Below are 14,791 nucleotides of genomic sequence, written 5' to 3'. Positions count from 1 at the left end.
CATGCTCTGATCACGGTTCCATTTTTAGATACCAGATCAGGTTTTCAACGCTGTTTGGCTTTAACGGGCCGTTGGAGCATATCGCAGTATCAATCAAGGTGTCGAAACCTTGATACGCATCAAGGTTTAATACAGCCAAGCCAAAGGAGCAGCGCTGGTGTTTTACACCGTCGCCAAAGGCAACCATTCCTTCGGCACCATTTGGATGCGACACTTTCTTCACAAGCTTTTTATGTTTAATCAGAACTGCAGCATTTCTTTCAAAGTTCTTCCTTGAAACAGCAAGGCTTTCCGCCCCCCTTGGAACACCTGCATCCCAGAACCCGATACGGACATACCCCCGCCCATCATCCAGTATCCATTTTTGGGCAAACTCGGCGCCCTCATAGATGCCAGTGCGCTCAACTTCGCTTACAGACGTCACTGTTCTGCCGGAAGCCTCTGCAATATTCAACTGCATGGCCCGGCTTACAATCTGATCGTCAATAGCCTCAGGCGCTTCAAACGTAAAGAATAACGCCAGTATCGGGCGGATAACCAACCGAAACACATTCTCGAAGAATTCCCAATCAAGGAATAATCCGGGAAACCTCATTTCCAAAACATCTTCTGATCGGCAAAGTCTGCCATGGCCGTGGCAATCCCCAGAAGCCGATGATCAGCGCGTGCAGCAAACCAGCCTGACACCAGACCAACTGCAACCATACCATCTTTTGAAAGTTGTGGCGTCAAGGCCATCAAGCGCGCTTCTGCAATGGCAGCATCCTGAAGCTGCCCCAGGATTTCCTGCATCGTGGTCAGTTTGGAGCGGAACTTCTTGACCTTTTTTGCACCGTAAATGGCCCCAAAGAACTCCGTCCCATAACGCATCTGTTTGACATCCAAACGAAGCGCATGAAGTTGTGGTGTAGTTAGGCCAGCAACGTGATCACCGCGTTTGGTCACACGTTTATAGGCCTGCTCTAGGAGCGGCTCGGCCATTTCCGAAACCGGTGCGGCCATCGCCTTCATCTGTGCGGCACTCGCCCCGGACGCCCAACGGGAATAGCTCGCCCAAGCACCGAGCAGCAAAAGCAACTGTCCGTATTCCGGCTGATCAAGCATCTTGCGTGCATTCGCAAGCGCTGCTTCGCGTTGCTTTTCAGCAGCCTTGCGCAGTTCTCCAACACCTGTGTGATCAGGGAACCGTTCCTCGATCATCGGCAGTGTCTCGGTCAGGAACACGTCCCAATCGCGAAGCCCATCAAGCCCCTTGCTACACAGCTTCAACAACCGATGCAGCAAGACGGCCTCGCCGGCTGGCAGGTTTTTCTTAAACAGGTTGAGTGCCACCCGAAGACGGCGCATACCAACCCGCATCTGATGGCAACCTTCGATATCGAGATCCTGACGAACACAGACCTCGTTGCTGAGGATCATCGTAAGGCCCTGCGCAATCACTGCACGGAAAGCGGTTTCTGCCGACATATCCGGCGTCAATTGGACGGCTGCTGCACGATAGGCGCCGGGTCCCTTACCCAGATAAAGATCACGCCCGCGCGATGCCTTTGAGCGCATGCTAAGCAACAGCGGCACTGTGCGCTGCAGCTCAAGCGCAAGATCAAACAACGCGGCGGGATGGCCTTTTTTAAGCTCGAACTCGACCTCGGAAATCGGGACTTCCTTCTCGCCGGACCGGACAACACCCTGATCAATGGCAAGTTCCATCACCGCATCACGATAGGTCAGGTCAACCGCTCCGCGTTTAAGATCGCTTTCAAAAATGCGGTCGATCTTCTTTTTCTTCACAAACTTCTTGAGAAGCTTTTTGACGTCCTTGTCGGTGAAGCGATCAAGATCAAGAACACCCTCTTCAAGCTCGACCGTCCATTCATTGCGTTCCGGAAGCGCTTCACGCAGGCCATTGGTTGCCTTGACGGTCTGTTCCCAGCCATGGGCACCCTTTTTGCGCAGGCGGACAGCAAGGCCCTTTTCAGCCAACGAGAGTTTCGGCGTGTCGTGATAGATGGAGACAAGGTGTGTGGTCACCAGACGACGACCTTCCTTGACCTCGCGTAGGACCGGCGCGCTTTTGAGGCGCGCAACATGTTTCGGATCGATGCGAAGTTTAAGTTCGATCTCGATCTGCTTCTCGGCCATCTGGTTCCCCTACGCGAGTTATTGTCACAGCGCAGCCCACGCTGTTCCGCCACCAAGTAGTAACCAATTTTATGTTTCAGCGGGTTGAAACACGAAGCGGGAATGATGGTAGCGAAATGTAAGATTTTCGCAACAAAAGGCAGAAATGCCCTCGAAATCAAGCCTTAAACGACCGATCAGCACTTTGCTCAGGCATCTATTTTCATTTGAAAACAATCTGACTGGATCGCGTTCATTTGGCCCGGATTGCTGGCAAAAACCTTATCCTTTCACATCTGCAATCCCCCGTATCAAGGCATTGATGCAATGGCGATTCTGGGTGATTGCGATGCCTTATATTGATAACAGCAACGCAGCATTTGCGTATTGCGTTATGTCAGTTACAGTCTGTTCAAAATCAACCTGCCAGAGGGCGAAGATGCTTACCCAATCCCGGACTTTGAAAACAGCCCTGATCATGGGTGTCGCCCTGTTTATTGGTGGCTGCGAAACCACCCGGGAAATCAGTTACGATGCGTGGCAGGCCAAACAGGCGGAATCACAAGACACCGTGCCCTATACCACCGACAAGATGGTCAAAATCAATCTGAACTGGTCGCGTATCGGTCCGTTTTCACGCTATGACACCAAGCTTCGCGCCAATGCCTTTGGCGGCATGATTGATGTCTATGGCGCCCAGACCTGCCTCGGAAAATTCGTCCGTGACGACAGGTTGGCGCCCGCTCACGGCTGGTGGGAACTGATCTGTCCGGATGATAGCTATGCCGCCGGAAACTTCCGACTGACCGAGCAAGGAACCATGCAAGGGGCGGGTACGGCAGTCAACGGCGAGAAGGTCACGTTTGATCTGCCAATCCGCGACTAGAACGGAACTCATGCGAGCTGAAAAACAAAAAACCCGGCCAGAAGGCCGGGTTTTTTTGGCTACCGAAAGATGGTGCCCAGGGGCGGACTCGAACCACCGACACGCGGATTTTCAGTCCACTGCTCTACCAACTGAGCTACCTGGGCAAATCCGACTTTCGTCTCCGTTTCCGGAGTGTTCCCTGCGGAACGAGCGGGGTTATACAAACTCCTTTGGGGCTTGTCCAGCCTCAAATCGCATTTTTTTTGAGATCCCGCGTCGCGTTAAAATTCTTCTTCATCTTCAAGGTCTTCGAGATACTCTGGCGGCTCGCTGGCGGGGATGGCATAGCTTTCATTCATCCATTTGCCAAGGTCGCGATCCGCACAGCGTTTCGAGCAAAACGGCTTGTATTTTTCATCAGCCGGCTTGCCACAAACGACGCAGTCGGAGCTGGCTGTTTTCGTTGTCTTTTTTTCGTTCATGCTAGTGTATCTCCAACCGATAGGCATCGTTTTCAAGCGTCAGGTCCACGACAATTTGCGGCGCAGTCCCAAAGGCATTTGTCAGGATCTGGATCGCATCACTGCGGTTCGCACCCCCCCTTGCTACACCGGGGCTGACCGACAGAGTGACGTTACCTGTCACCCCGTTTCGGCTTTCCGCCACAACAGCGCGCAGTACCGAATTCAGCGCAGCTTCCATCAAAAGCGGCAGATGTTCCTGTTTGGCAAACAGTTCCGCGTGAAGCGATTCGCCTCCGCGCTGGCGGCTGAACTCATAAAGCCCCAATCGCGTAAAGCCGCCAATCTGGACCGCACCATCAAGTTCCGGGCCAAAGGCACCGCGCATTGCCGCATCGAACTTGTCACGCCCGGCGCGGGATTTCATCCGCAGCGGGTCAATCACGACAAGGCCGCCAATATTGCGCAGACGGATCTGATGCACGATCTCGTTTGCCGCACGCAAATTAACCTCGACCGCCTGGGCTTCACTGTCACGGCCGGCCTCTGCCCCCGCCGCATTGACATCAATTGCACAAAGGGCGGTTGCCAAGTCAATCGCGATCCACCCGCCCCCTGACAGGTCTACGCGCGGTACCACGGCAGACGCTATTTCGTCCTCAACGTCCTGATCGTCAAACAGCAGGCGACTTCCAACATGACGCTTAAGGTGATCATCAGACTTGCCCAGCATGGTCAGCAAGCCACGCAAGCGCACGAATTCGTCCGTGCCATCGACGATACATTCACCACCCGCCATCAGGTGGCGTTCAATGACCTGATCGGTTTCCGATTGGGCCTTGCTGACCAATTTTGGTTTTGACGCATCAGACAGCGACTTTTGGGCCTTTTGCCACTGCGCTTTCAGAAGTTTGTATTCGGCTGTGATGGCCTCAAGCGTCCAGTCGAGTGCGACGGAACGCAACATGATGCCATCACCGTCTGTTTGAAGCGCACTCAGCAATTCCTGAAGTTCGGCGCGTCTGCCGTCATCTTTGAGCTTGCGCGGCAATTCAATATGGTTTGCGCTTGGGCGCAGGATCATACCGACACCTTCGATCGCAATCCGCCCGGTAAGCTTGACACCCTTGTCTTCAAAGCCAAGGCGGGAAATCTGCACCAGAACCCACTGCCCTTCATGAAGCGGGCCGTTATAGCGATCAAAGGGAAGAAGCCCGTCAGGAATGCCATCAAGAGCGACCATGGCCGCTGCCATTTCCGGCATCAGTTTGGAAATACGTCCAAGATGAATATCAAACCGCGCCGGCCCACCCCGATCAATCCATAGTCGAGTCAGACGATCATTTTCGATCAAGGCAACTCTGCGCTCAAGCGCAACAGCGTCAATCAGCAGGCGGGAGTTATGAATGCCGCCAACTGCCATGATCAAACCTCTTTGGGGGTATAGCCAAGGCCGCGCAGAAGACCATCCACCTCGCAAAGCGATAGCCCGACGACGTTGGAGTACGATCCCGAGATGGCCTTTACGAAGGTCGCGGCAAAGCCCTGGATGGCATAAGCCCCGGCCTTGCCCTGCCATTCATCATGGGACAGATAGCGATTAAGATCATCTGTTCCGAGGGTGCGGAATTTTACCTGTGTCTCGATCACGCGCGAACGTTCCGTGCCATCGGGCGCAACTAGGCACATGCCACCATAAACCCGGTGACGACGACCGGACAGAAGGGTCAGGAACTTGCGTGCCTCACCAACGTCCTCGGCCTTGCCAAGCGCACGTCGGCCACAGGCAACAACTGTATCCGCAGCCAGCACAAAGGCCCCGCCATTGGATTTGGCAACAAAACGTGCCTTTTCCTCAGCAAGGCGAAGCGCCAAGCGACGCGGACTTTCATCCGAATGGGGTGTTTCGTCGATATCGGCGGGAACGACCTGATCTGGCACAATTCCGATCTGCGCAAGCAGCTCAAGACGGCGCGGCGATGCAGATGCCAGTATCAGTTTTGACAAGATGCGGCTCCCGGATATCCGTTCCCAGACCATTTCAATCAAAAATGTGATGAATACTCACATTTCCATTTGGGCAGCAAAATGCACCCTGACGGCAAAGGTAAACGCACCGCCAGACAAGGTCAATTTGCGCTTGATCTTGGTTTCAGATTACTTGAAACGGAAGGTGATACGACCTTTGGTCAGGTCATAAGGGGTCATTTCGACGCTGACACGGTCACCTGCGAGAACGCGAATACGGTTCTTGCGCATTTTGCCCGATGTGTGGGCAAGGATTTCGTGGTCATTGTCCAGCTTCACGCGAAACATCGCATTGGGCAGAAGTTCAACGACAGTGCCCTGAAACTCGATAACGTCTTCTTTAGCCATGTGACTCCTAGCTTTCGTATTGCAATATCAAAATACCGGTGGGCCGCAAACTGCTCTGAACCGGGCAAAAGGTCAAGTCCTTTCACGTCCAAAGCAGGGCGTTACAGCACTGCGTTAAACGAATAGCGTAGACTCTGTCTTGCCAAATCGTCCTGAAACCGATCGCGCGGAAAGAACACCAGCTTACGCCTTTTCCAATGGCCACTTGCGCCCTAAGATGCCTGCTTGATCCTGACTTCTCGTGAAGGCCACCGCATGACCAATCCTCATACCACTGAAATTCGCCTTGCTGAACGTGATGACGCACCGGCACTCCATGCCATGATTTGCGAAATCGGCAAAGCCACAGGATGTGCGGATAAAATTGCCAGTTCGCCCGAGGATCTGGCACGTGACGGGTTTGGTGAAGACCCTGCGTTTGATGCCCTGATTGCGATTGCTGATGACACGCCGGTGGCCATGTGCCTGTTCTTTCCAAGCTATTCGACATTTCGCGGACGCGCCGGGCTTTATATCCAAGACCTTTATGTCGCACCAAGCCATAGGGGTGGCGGCTTTGCCAAGCGTCTGGTCGGGGCCGTTGCCAAACACGCCCAAGCAAGCGGAAAGTCCTATATCCGCTTATCCGTCGATGCGGAAAACATGATTGCCCAACGGTTTTACGAGAAACTTGGCATGCGCCATGCCGAGGATGAGAAAATCTATGTGCTGGATGGTGCAGCGTTCGACGCCCTTGCCAGATAGAACCAAGGCACGCGGTCAAACTTTTGGCGCAGGACCAATCGGGAAACGGTCAAGAATGCGCTTTTTGATCTGATCACGCACCTGACGATAGGCTTCAAGGCGGATTTCACGCGAACCCTCGACAATCGTGGCATCAAAGGTATTCCAGAATTCCACATCACAGGCCATCGTGCGGGTCATCTCAACCGCGCGGTGCTGGGCTTCTGGTGACATGGTGATGATCAGATCAAAGAAGCCGTCTTCAAGCTGATCAAAGGTTTTGGAATTGTATGAGGAAATATCAAGACCGATTTCCTCCATCACCGCCACGGCAAAGCCATCAAGGTCACCGGCACGCACCCCGCAGCTTTCGACATAGATGCGGGTTCCGTGATAGTGACGCATCAGGGCAGCAGCCATCACCGAACGCACGGCATTGTAGCTGCAGGCAAAAAGAACCGAGCCGGGGAGTTCTTCTGCCACCGTGCCTTAACCCCGGATGTGAAGGACACAAATCAGCGTAAACAGGCGACGGGCCGTATTTTCATCAATCGTCACCTTGTCGGCCAGAAGTTCACGCAGCTGTTCGGACCCTTCATTGTGAAGACCGCGACGCGCCATATCGATGGTTTCGATCTGGGCGGCACTGGCCTTCTTGATGGCGTCATAATAGCTTTCGCAGATCATGAAATAGTCTTTGACGATCCGGCGAAATGGTGAAAGCGGCACGGGAATGGTGGTCAGGTTTTCGGTATCGTCATCGCCACGCACATCCATATAGATGCGGTTGTCCTCAATACGCATATGGACCGAATATGGCCCTTCAAACCCGCCTGCCGGTTCGAAATGGTTTTCTTCCAGAAGGTCGTAAATTGCTACCGCCTGCTCGTGCTCGACCTCAGGACGGCGCCGTACCTTGTACTTTTCGTCAAGATAGATACCGGCAATACATTGGTTTTCTGCCATGGCTCTCTCGCTCCGGTCCCCTCACACGCTGCATTGCAACAGCTTACATCTGGTTTGAACGGATCGCTACTGAAAGTCCATGCGCCTGCAAACCTTCGCTTTCTGCAAGGGCGATGGCGGCCGGGCCGATCTTTGCCAGACTTTCGGGTGTGCACTTGATCAGCGATGACCGCTTGATGAAGTCGAGAACCCCAAGGCCGGACGAGAACCGCGCCGAACGCGCCGTTGGCAGGACATGGTTCGGCCCGGCAACATAGTCGCCAATGGCTTCGGGGGTATAACGGCCCAGGAAAATCGCACCGGCATGGTGAATGTCTTCTGCCAATGCATCCGGGTCGTCTACCGCCAGCTCCAGATGTTCCGGTGCGATCCGATCCACAAGAGCCGGAGCCTGCGACAGATTTTCGACCAAAACAATTGCACCAAAGTCGCGCCAGCTCGCACCAGCGATCTCTGCACGCGGCAGCGTTTCCAGATGGGTATCAATCGCCACCTGCACCTGATCAGCAAAGGCTGCGTCATCGGTAATCAGGATGGATTGTGCAACCGGGTCATGTTCCGCCTGCGACAAAAGGTCTGCTGCCACCCAGCTTGCATCATTGCTGCCATCGGCAACAACGAGGATCTCCGACGGCCCGGCAATCATATCAATGCCGACCTGACCAAATACGCGGCGCTTGGCTGCTGCTACGAACGCGTTGCCCGGACCGACGATCTTGTCGACCGGCTTGATGGTTTCCGTGCCATAGGCAAGGGCTGCAACCGCCTGCGCACCACCGATCCGGTAAATCTCGTCAACGCCCGCAATACGGGCTGCGGCCAGAACCAGCGGGTTCATTTTGTTGTCCGGGGTCGGCACAACCATAACAAGGCGCTTCACACCGGCAACCTTGGCCGGAATGGCATTCATCAGAACCGAAGACGGATAGGATGCCAGTCCACCCGGTACATAAAGACCAGCCGCCGAAACAGCCCGCCAGCGCCAACCAAGCTCGACACCACTTTCATCGGTGTAACGCTCGTCTGCTGGCATCTGCTTTTCGTGATAGGCGCGAATGCGGGTCGCGGCCAGTTCGAGCGACTTCAAAAGATCAGCATCAATGTTGGCAACCGCGGCATCAACTTCGGCAGCGGTAACCGCCATGCCCGATGCATCGATGCTCAGCCGGTCAAAGCGATTGGTATATTCGCAAACAGCTTCGTCACCCCGCGCGCGGACGTCATCGATGATGTTGGCAACGGCGGCATCAACATCGGCATCCGATTCCCGCTTCATACCCAGAAGCTTGACGAAATCTTCCTCAAAACTTTTATCCGTGATGGAGAGCTTAAGCGGCATTGAGCACCTCGGAGAAACGGTCGATCCAGGGCTGGATATCGGTCGGACGGGTTTTAAGTGCTGCACGGTTGACGATCAGACGCGAGGTCACGTCAGCAACATGTTCGATTTCACGCAGACCATTGGCCTTAAGCGTATTGCCCGTCGAAACAAGGTCGACGATGCGACGGCACAGGCCAAGTGTCGGGGCCAGTTCCATCGCGCCATTCAGCTTGATGCATTCGGCCTGAACGCCGCGTTTGGCAAAATGAGTGCGCGTGATGTTCGGGTATTTGGTTGCCACCCGGACATGTGACCAGCGCGACGGGTCATCGCCTTCGATCATTTCTTCGGGTTCGGCAACAGCAATCCGGCAATGCCCGATATTGAGATCCAGCGGTGCATAGATGTCCGGGTAATCGAATTCCATCAGGACATCATTGCCGCAGACACCGATATGAGCGGCACCAAAGGCCACGAAGGTCGCAACGTCAAAGCTGCGCACGCGGATGATATCGATATGCGGATGATTGGTGGCAAACCGAAGAGCACGGGATTTCGGATCATCAAATGCCGCTTCCGGTTCGATCCCGGCGGACCGCACCAATGGCATCACCTCGTCAAGAATGCGCCCCTTGGGTAGGGCAAGCACCAGCTTTTCGTCACTCATCAATCAGTCGCCTTACGCGTTTTTCAGTTATCCGGTGGCCTTGAAATCAGGCCGGAACCCGAACACGTTCGATCTGCGCCCCACAGGCCGCAAGTTTCTCTTCAAGTCGCTCATAACCACGGTCGAGATGGTAAACACGGTTAATAACCGTCTCGCCCTCGGCTGCCAAGCCTGCAAGCACCATCGAAACCGAGGCACGAAGATCGGTTGCCATGACCTCTGCCCCCGACAGCTTCGCACTGCCGCGTACAATCGCCGAGCGGCCATGTACATTGACATCAGCACCCATACGGCTCAGTTCCGGCACGTGCATAAAGCGATTTTCAAAAATCGTTTCGGTGATCATTGAGGCACCGTTGGCAACCGACATCAGCGCCATGAACTGAGCCTGCATATCGGTCGGGAAGCCGGGATAAGGTTCGGTCATCACATCAACGCCCTTAAGCGTGGCGCGGTTACCGCGGACCTTCATGCCGTCTTCGGTCTCTTCGACTTCGACACCGGCGGCACGCATTGCATCAACAAGGCTGTCAATCAGCTCAAGGCGCGTACCCGTCAGTTCGATCTCGCCGCCAGTAATGGCGGCAGCAATCGCATAGGTACCAGTTTCGATACGATCCGGGACAACCGAATATTCCGCGCCATGCAGGCGCGGCTTGCCGGTTACTTTCAGGGTATCGGTGCCAATGCCTTCAATCTCGGCCCCCATCGCGACCAGACAATGGGCCAGATCAGAAACTTCAGGCTCACGCGCAGCATTGCCAATCGTGACCACACCATCGGCAAGGGAAGCTGCCATCAGCGCGTTTTCCGTCGCCCCGACTGAGACCTGCGGGAACAGAATGTGACCGCCCTTGAGGCCTTCGGGTGCGCGGGCTTCGATATAGCCCTCTGTCAGGTGTATCTCCGCCCCCATGGCTTCCAGTGCCTTAAGATGCAGGTCAACCGGACGGTTACCAATTGCGCAGCCACCGGGTAGCGACACACGCGCAACACCGCAGCGAGCAACAATCGGACCCAGCACCAAGACAGATGCGCGCATTTTGCGCACCAGATCATAAGGTGCCGTGGTCGAGGTGATTTCCTTGGCAGTCATTTCCAGAACGCGACCTGTATGACCGCCATTCGGTGCATGCCCGTTCAGATGCAACGCCACACCGTGCTGGGCCAGAAGGTTGGCCATCGAGGTGATATCTGCAAGATGCGGCAGGTTTGAAAGGGTCAGCGTTTCATCTGTCAGCAAGGCTGCTGCCATCAGGGGCAAAGCCGCGTTTTTGGCACCGCCGATTGCAATTTTGCCCTGCAGCCGGCGACCACCGGAAATCTTGATCTTGTCCATTCAGTCCTCTTTGTGCTGTGCGCATTGGCACAGCAAACGCGTGTCTTGGCGTGTCACCACCAGATTTGTGCCATCCCTTTATCACAGGCGCGGCAAAGTGACACCTTTTTGGCCCATATATTTCCCTGCGCGATCCGCATAGGAGGTATCGCATTCACTTTCCGCTTTCAGGAAAATGAACTGACATGCACCTTCATTGGCATAAATGCGGGCCGGAAGCGGGGTTGTGTTGGAGAATTCCAGTGTCACATGCCCTTCCCATTCCGGTTCAAGCGGTGTGACATTGACGATGATGCCACAGCGGGCATAGGTCGATTTCCCCAGACAGATCACCAGCGTGTCGCGCGGGATGCGGAAATACTCCACCGTGCGCGCCAGGGCAAAACTGTTGGGCGGGATCACGCAGACATCGGTCTTGCGGTTGACGAACCCGTCATCGGAAAATTCCTTGGGATCGACAATGGCCGAGTCGACATTGGTGAAAATCTTGAACTCGTCGGCGACACGGGCGTCATAGCCGTATGAACTGACACCATAGGAAATCACACCGTCGCGTTTGAACCCGTCAACGAACGGCTCGATCATGCCTTTTTCCTGCGCCATCTGGCGTATCCAGTGATCCGGTCTTACCGACATAGTGCCACCCCTGTTTTTGCGAAAATCCCAACCACGTTCAGCACCCACGGTTTTACCCGCCCGTTGGCACCAAGATCAACCAAACGATGCGCTAGTCGACCAGTGCCTCGCGGAAAAAAGAACGCCGGCGATCAGTCGTCGCTTTTTTCGCCCTTGTCCGATCCGCCCTGGTCGCTTTTACGCGTGCGCTGCTGTTGCTTGCGCTTGGCCAGATTGGCGCGGAGCGCTTCGGCTTCACGTTTCAGGCGCTCCTCGTTCACAGCCGGGCGCATATCAGATTTTTTGGCAGTCATGGTGCAACAACCGTTTCATCAGATTTCTGGGGATGCTTGATTGGCCCGTTATAAAACAGCACGCGAAAAATTACAGCCGATCTTGACGAAAACAGGGCGAAAAGCCCTGCCACGGGAACAATCGAAAAACTTCGCATAATTCAGGCTTGACCAATTACTGATACGTGGCCTATAACCCGCCCGCACCGCAAGGGCTCATGCTGCTGTAGCTCAGGGGTAGAGCACTCCCTTGGTAAGGGAGAGGCCGGGAGTTCAAATCTCCCCAGCAGCACCATTGCCCACCGGTCAGCCTGATTATCGGGCTGCTGTAGCTCAGGGGTAGAGCACTCCCTTGGTAAGGGAGAGGCCGGGAGTTCAAATCTCCCCAGCAGCACCATTTTCCAAGTACAAAACAATTACAGATATAATATGCGCCGGCGCTAGGCCGTCTGCAAAGAGATATTGCAGTCTGAACACGCATGTGGCAACATTGGAACAAAATAAGAACAAATTTGTTCATTTAGTTAAGACGAATACGCTTATGCAAAAGCAATCTATCATAATGACAATTGTTCAAACCTGCAAATTGCAGACGCCTGGATAGACTTTTTAACTGTATTGTGTTTGTTTTGGGCTCAACAAACGAACCGCGTTTAAAGGGAAAACATGAAAGACGAACCTCTCTCAGCAAAAGACGAATTGAGATCCTTCTTAAATGGTCAGAAATTCGGCACTATCATGGCTGACCCTCCCTGGCGGTTCCAAAATCGGACCGGAAAGGTAGCTCCCGAGCATAAAAGGCTCGCACGCTATCCAACAATGGAGCTACCGGATATCTGCAGCCTCCCTGTATCTGAACATGTTGAGGACCGCGCACACTGCTACCTCTGGGTCCCAAACGCACTTTTACCTGATGGTCTTAAAGTTATGGAATCTTGGGGGTTCCAATATAAATCCCATATTGTTTGGGAAAAAATCCGCAAAGACGGTGGCCCTGATGGCAGAGGAGTAGGATTTTATTTCCGAAACGTGACAGAAATATTGCTGTTCGGAATACGGGGACAAAGTGCAAGAACCTTGGCACCCGGTCGATCGCAAGTAAACTTCATTTCGGCACCTGAGCTAGATGATGTTCTGGAAGAACCTAATGGCGACCTCCTAAAAACCCGCAAACGAGAACACTCCAGAAAGCCAGACGAACAATACGAAATTATCGAAGCTTGCTCTTGGGGACCTTATTTGGAACTCTTTGGAAGAGGACGGCGAAAAGGCTGGACTGTTTGGGGAAATCAGGCAGAAGATGATTACAAACCAACTTGGAAAACTTACGCCTACAACTCCTCCTTGAACACGGCACCAGCAGAATAATTTCCGCTTGAACTAGCCGCAAGAAATGATGTTACATTGAAGCAGTGATTTGATGCTGCTTCTTTTTTGGAGGATTTTTTTGGAAGAAGTCTGGAAACCGGGAAGCTTCACAAAAAATTTCTCGTGGGGTCGAAATAGTAACGGCCTAGTTGAATTGCATTCAATTATTCGGGCTGGGTTTAACGATGCACTTGAAGATGTTCCAAGAACTGAGTTCCGCGAACGCATCAAGAAAAGCGGTCACACCGAATACATTCCGATTAACTTTTTTCTATTCAACAGGACCATCGCCGGCGTCGATATGATTTGCGCCGATGAACTGGTATTTCAGGCACTATCTTGGGACCACTCCCCCGCTTTTGATAAAGTAGCACTTTTCGCTTTTCTATTTAGCTATGTCGGCAAATGGAAGAAGGCTGCTGCATATCAGCGGCGCCCAGCCCTTTGGGCAAATGCATATGTACTTGAACGCGTTGCGTCTAAGTACAACTGGAACACCAAAAGCGTTACCGCAGATGATATCCAGAACTTTGTACAAAACGACCCACGATACAAAGCTGAAACTAGCCGCAAATTAGCAACAAATCTAAATTTTTTGCTACATATCGGTAAAGTGCAAGATTTTGGCGAAAAGCGCCCCGGGAGATGGTGGGTTGATTGCCTGTTTTTAGCACTTGATCGACTTATCGAAGACTCCTTGATTGACGGTCGCACTTATCGCACTTCGGAATACATAAATTTACTTAGTCACAGTAAATTTTTCGAGCTTACTGGCGGGGAAAACCTAGAGAAGCAGCTCGCCACCACTCACCTTATAAGATTATACACTGCCCTTGGTGGTCGCGATCGTCTTTCAGAAGACGCTGTCAGAGATAAAATACTCCAAGAAGAACCTCAGTTTCAGTCAATGCGAGTTAATGATTCCAGACCAAGAGGAGCAACACATCTTACCAACCCAAGAATCCTAAAAAGCATCTCTCCATTCTGTGCGGACCTTGCCAAAAAAGCAGGCTTCGACGTCATATCGCCCGATGAAATGGACGAAATGCAAGCCGCTGAATTCATTAGAGGACGGACGGAGTCTGCGTTAGCTGTCCTCAATGAGAAAGGAATTCGTCCAAATATGACAATTGAAGAACTATTAAAAATTACCAGGGGCGGTGCATGACCACATTACTTGACACCAACATCGTAATTGCAATGCTCGATAACAATGACCGTTTTCATAAGTGGGCTATTGAAAAGTTCAATGAATGCAAGACCCAAGGCCCCATGGTTATTTCGGATATTGTCTATTGTGAAGCCTCGATAGGCATGGAGAGCCTAGAAGCGATGGATGAGGCAATATCCCGACTTGGGATAGATAGAATACCATCCTCAAACCAATCTCTTTTCAGAGCAGGTCGCGCATTCAAACATTACAAAGAAGTCAACCGCGGCCCCAAAACAGGAGTACTCCCAGACTACACGATAGGAGCGATTGCCGAAACAGCAGAGGTCCCTCTCTTAACAACCAATCCCGCTGACTACACTAGCTACTTTCCAGCTATCACGATTATCGATCCATCTGCAACAACATCATGATTTGCATCAATTTATATTTTTTTTCAGATATTTTTGAACCGACGGTCAAAGAAAAGGAGCTTCAAAGATAATTTACGTGGCTTCTGCATCCA

The 14,791-nt window shown here is 52.9% G+C and carries 18 protein-coding genes and 3 tRNA genes; 7 read left to right on the top strand and 14 right to left on the bottom strand.

All coding sequences use genetic code 11. The features are described from left to right. Window positions 1-10: 10 nt before the first annotated feature. Window positions 11-595 (bottom strand): hypothetical protein, encoded by a 585-nt coding sequence (locus tag UF64_RS08195; RefSeq protein ID WP_044828082.1) that lies wholly within the window; start codon window positions 593-595, stop codon window positions 11-13. Beyond that, window positions 592-2,139 (bottom strand): CYTH and CHAD domain-containing protein, encoded by a 1,548-nt coding sequence (locus UF64_RS08190; RefSeq protein WP_044828081.1) that lies wholly within the window; start codon window positions 2,137-2,139, stop codon window positions 592-594. Before UF64_RS08190 ends, UF64_RS08195 begins: the two co-directional genes overlap by 4 nt. A 418-nt stretch (window positions 2,140-2,557) precedes the next feature. On the opposite strand from UF64_RS08190, the gene UF64_RS08185 reads away from it, so the two are divergent. Continuing rightward, window positions 2,558-3,004 carry a hypothetical protein gene (locus UF64_RS08185; RefSeq protein WP_152630642.1) on the top strand — a complete coding sequence of 149 codons (447 nt, stop codon included), beginning with the start codon at window positions 2,558-2,560 and terminating at the stop codon, window positions 3,002-3,004. Between the two features lie 70 nt (window positions 3,005-3,074). Here UF64_RS08185 and UF64_RS08180 read toward each other — a convergent pair. From UF64_RS08180 to infA, 5 genes are all read right to left on the bottom strand, one after another. Then, window positions 3,075-3,150: transfer RNA gene (locus UF64_RS08180), tRNA-Phe, on the bottom strand. A 117-nt stretch (window positions 3,151-3,267) separates the two neighbouring features. Further along, a complete protein-coding gene (locus tag UF64_RS08175; RefSeq protein ID WP_044828079.1) occupies window positions 3,268-3,468 on the bottom strand; it encodes a DNA gyrase inhibitor YacG in 201 nt (66 codons plus the stop codon). Between the two features lies 1 nt (window position 3,469). Then, window positions 3,470-4,870, bottom strand: coding sequence for a ribonuclease E/G (locus tag UF64_RS08170; protein WP_044828078.1), 1,401 nt, complete (start codon window positions 4,868-4,870; stop codon window positions 3,470-3,472). A gap of 2 nt (window positions 4,871-4,872) precedes the next feature. Next, on the bottom strand, window positions 4,873-5,454 hold the full coding sequence (locus UF64_RS08165; RefSeq protein WP_082049641.1) for a nucleoside triphosphate pyrophosphatase: 582 nt from the start codon (window positions 5,452-5,454) through the stop codon (window positions 4,873-4,875). 150 nt (window positions 5,455-5,604) lie between these two features. Beyond that, complete coding sequence (infA, locus tag UF64_RS08160) at window positions 5,605-5,823, bottom strand: translation initiation factor IF-1 (protein ID WP_007092059.1); 219 nt, start codon at window positions 5,821-5,823, stop codon at window positions 5,605-5,607. A gap of 255 nt (window positions 5,824-6,078) precedes the next feature. Between infA and UF64_RS08155 the strand changes: the two genes are divergently transcribed. Further along, on the top strand, window positions 6,079-6,567 hold the full coding sequence (locus tag UF64_RS08155) for a GNAT family N-acetyltransferase (protein ID WP_044828076.1): 489 nt from the start codon (window positions 6,079-6,081) through the stop codon (window positions 6,565-6,567). 15 nt (window positions 6,568-6,582) lie between these two features. On the opposite strand, the gene UF64_RS08150 is transcribed toward UF64_RS08155, so the two are convergent. The 7 genes from UF64_RS08150 to UF64_RS20720 form a co-directional block, all read right to left on the bottom strand. Continuing rightward, window positions 6,583-7,029 (bottom strand): arsenate reductase ArsC, encoded by a 447-nt coding sequence (locus UF64_RS08150; protein ID WP_044828075.1) that lies wholly within the window; start codon window positions 7,027-7,029, stop codon window positions 6,583-6,585. A 6-nt stretch (window positions 7,030-7,035) separates the two neighbouring features. Beyond that, complete coding sequence (locus UF64_RS08145) at window positions 7,036-7,512, bottom strand: UPF0262 family protein (RefSeq protein WP_044828074.1); 477 nt, start codon at window positions 7,510-7,512, stop codon at window positions 7,036-7,038. A 43-nt stretch (window positions 7,513-7,555) separates the two neighbouring features. Continuing rightward, window positions 7,556-8,851, bottom strand: coding sequence for a histidinol dehydrogenase (gene hisD, locus UF64_RS08140; protein WP_044828073.1), 1,296 nt, complete (start codon window positions 8,849-8,851; stop codon window positions 7,556-7,558). Continuing rightward, complete coding sequence (gene hisG, locus UF64_RS08135; RefSeq protein WP_008891763.1) at window positions 8,841-9,500, bottom strand: ATP phosphoribosyltransferase; 660 nt, start codon at window positions 9,498-9,500, stop codon at window positions 8,841-8,843. Before hisG ends, hisD begins: the two co-directional genes overlap by 11 nt. Before the next feature lie 46 nt (window positions 9,501-9,546). Then, window positions 9,547-10,839, bottom strand: coding sequence for a UDP-N-acetylglucosamine 1-carboxyvinyltransferase (murA, locus tag UF64_RS08130; RefSeq protein WP_044828072.1), 1,293 nt, complete (start codon window positions 10,837-10,839; stop codon window positions 9,547-9,549). Between the two features lie 81 nt (window positions 10,840-10,920). Further along, on the bottom strand, window positions 10,921-11,475 hold the full coding sequence (dcd, locus tag UF64_RS08125) for a dCTP deaminase (protein ID WP_044828071.1): 555 nt from the start codon (window positions 11,473-11,475) through the stop codon (window positions 10,921-10,923). A 131-nt stretch (window positions 11,476-11,606) separates the two neighbouring features. Continuing rightward, window positions 11,607-11,768, bottom strand: coding sequence for a hypothetical protein (locus UF64_RS20720; protein ID WP_200892654.1), 162 nt, complete (start codon window positions 11,766-11,768; stop codon window positions 11,607-11,609). 199 nt (window positions 11,769-11,967) lie between these two features. On the opposite strand from UF64_RS20720, the gene UF64_RS08120 reads away from it, so the two are divergent. The 5 genes from UF64_RS08120 (at window position 11,968) to UF64_RS08100 (ending at window position 14,699) form a co-directional block, all read left to right on the top strand. Continuing rightward, window positions 11,968-12,042: transfer RNA gene (locus tag UF64_RS08120), tRNA-Thr, on the top strand. 27 nt (window positions 12,043-12,069) lie between these two features. Continuing rightward, window positions 12,070-12,144, top strand: a tRNA-Thr gene (locus UF64_RS08115). 269 nt (window positions 12,145-12,413) lie between these two features. After that, window positions 12,414-13,115 (top strand): MT-A70 family methyltransferase, encoded by a 702-nt coding sequence (locus tag UF64_RS08110; RefSeq protein ID WP_044828070.1) that lies wholly within the window; start codon window positions 12,414-12,416, stop codon window positions 13,113-13,115. 52 nt (window positions 13,116-13,167) lie between these two features. After that, window positions 13,168-14,283, top strand: coding sequence for a hypothetical protein (locus UF64_RS08105; protein ID WP_044828069.1), 1,116 nt, complete (start codon window positions 13,168-13,170; stop codon window positions 14,281-14,283). Then, complete coding sequence (locus tag UF64_RS08100; protein WP_044828068.1) at window positions 14,280-14,699, top strand: type II toxin-antitoxin system VapC family toxin; 420 nt, start codon at window positions 14,280-14,282, stop codon at window positions 14,697-14,699. Before UF64_RS08105 ends, UF64_RS08100 begins: the two co-directional genes overlap by 4 nt. Window positions 14,700-14,791 lie beyond the last annotated feature (92 nt).

The organism is Thalassospira sp. HJ, from assembly GCF_000948415.1.
In the GTDB taxonomy this organism is placed as follows: Bacteria; Pseudomonadota; Alphaproteobacteria; order Rhodospirillales; family Thalassospiraceae; genus Thalassospira.
This window is presented reverse-complemented; position numbering and strand designations above follow the sequence as displayed.

Excerpts from the sequence above, each read along its gene's own strand:
- UF64_RS08195 (WP_044828082.1), bottom strand. The coding sequence starts at position 595 with ATGAGGTTTCCCGGATTATTCCTTGATTGGGAATTCTTCGAGAATGTG.
- UF64_RS08190 (WP_044828081.1), bottom strand. The coding sequence starts at position 2,139 with ATGGCCGAGAAGCAGATCGAGATCGAACTTAAACTTCGCATCGATCCG.
- UF64_RS08185 (WP_152630642.1), top strand. The coding sequence starts at position 2,558 with ATGCTTACCCAATCCCGGACTTTGAAAACAGCCCTGATCATGGGTGTC.
- UF64_RS08175 (WP_044828079.1), bottom strand. The coding sequence starts at position 3,468 with ATGAACGAAAAAAAGACAACGAAAACAGCCAGCTCCGACTGCGTCGTT.
- UF64_RS08170 (WP_044828078.1), bottom strand. The coding sequence starts at position 4,870 with ATGGCAGTTGGCGGCATTCATAACTCCCGCCTGCTGATTGACGCTGTT.
- infA (WP_007092059.1), bottom strand. The coding sequence starts at position 5,823 with ATGGCTAAAGAAGACGTTATCGAGTTTCAGGGCACTGTCGTTGAACTT.
- UF64_RS08155 (WP_044828076.1), top strand. The coding sequence starts at position 6,079 with ATGACCAATCCTCATACCACTGAAATTCGCCTTGCTGAACGTGATGAC.
- UF64_RS08145 (WP_044828074.1), bottom strand. The coding sequence starts at position 7,512 with ATGGCAGAAAACCAATGTATTGCCGGTATCTATCTTGACGAAAAGTAC.
- hisD (WP_044828073.1), bottom strand. The coding sequence starts at position 8,851 with ATGCCGCTTAAGCTCTCCATCACGGATAAAAGTTTTGAGGAAGATTTC.
- hisG (WP_008891763.1), bottom strand. The coding sequence starts at position 9,500 with ATGAGTGACGAAAAGCTGGTGCTTGCCCTACCCAAGGGGCGCATTCTT.
- murA (WP_044828072.1), bottom strand. The coding sequence starts at position 10,839 with ATGGACAAGATCAAGATTTCCGGTGGTCGCCGGCTGCAGGGCAAAATT.
- dcd (WP_044828071.1), bottom strand. The coding sequence starts at position 11,475 with ATGTCGGTAAGACCGGATCACTGGATACGCCAGATGGCGCAGGAAAAA.
- UF64_RS20720 (WP_200892654.1), bottom strand. The coding sequence starts at position 11,768 with ATGACTGCCAAAAAATCTGATATGCGCCCGGCTGTGAACGAGGAGCGC.
- UF64_RS08110 (WP_044828070.1), top strand. The coding sequence starts at position 12,414 with ATGAAAGACGAACCTCTCTCAGCAAAAGACGAATTGAGATCCTTCTTA.
- UF64_RS08105 (WP_044828069.1), top strand. The coding sequence starts at position 13,168 with ATGCTGCTTCTTTTTTGGAGGATTTTTTTGGAAGAAGTCTGGAAACCG.
- UF64_RS08100 (WP_044828068.1), top strand. The coding sequence starts at position 14,280 with ATGACCACATTACTTGACACCAACATCGTAATTGCAATGCTCGATAAC.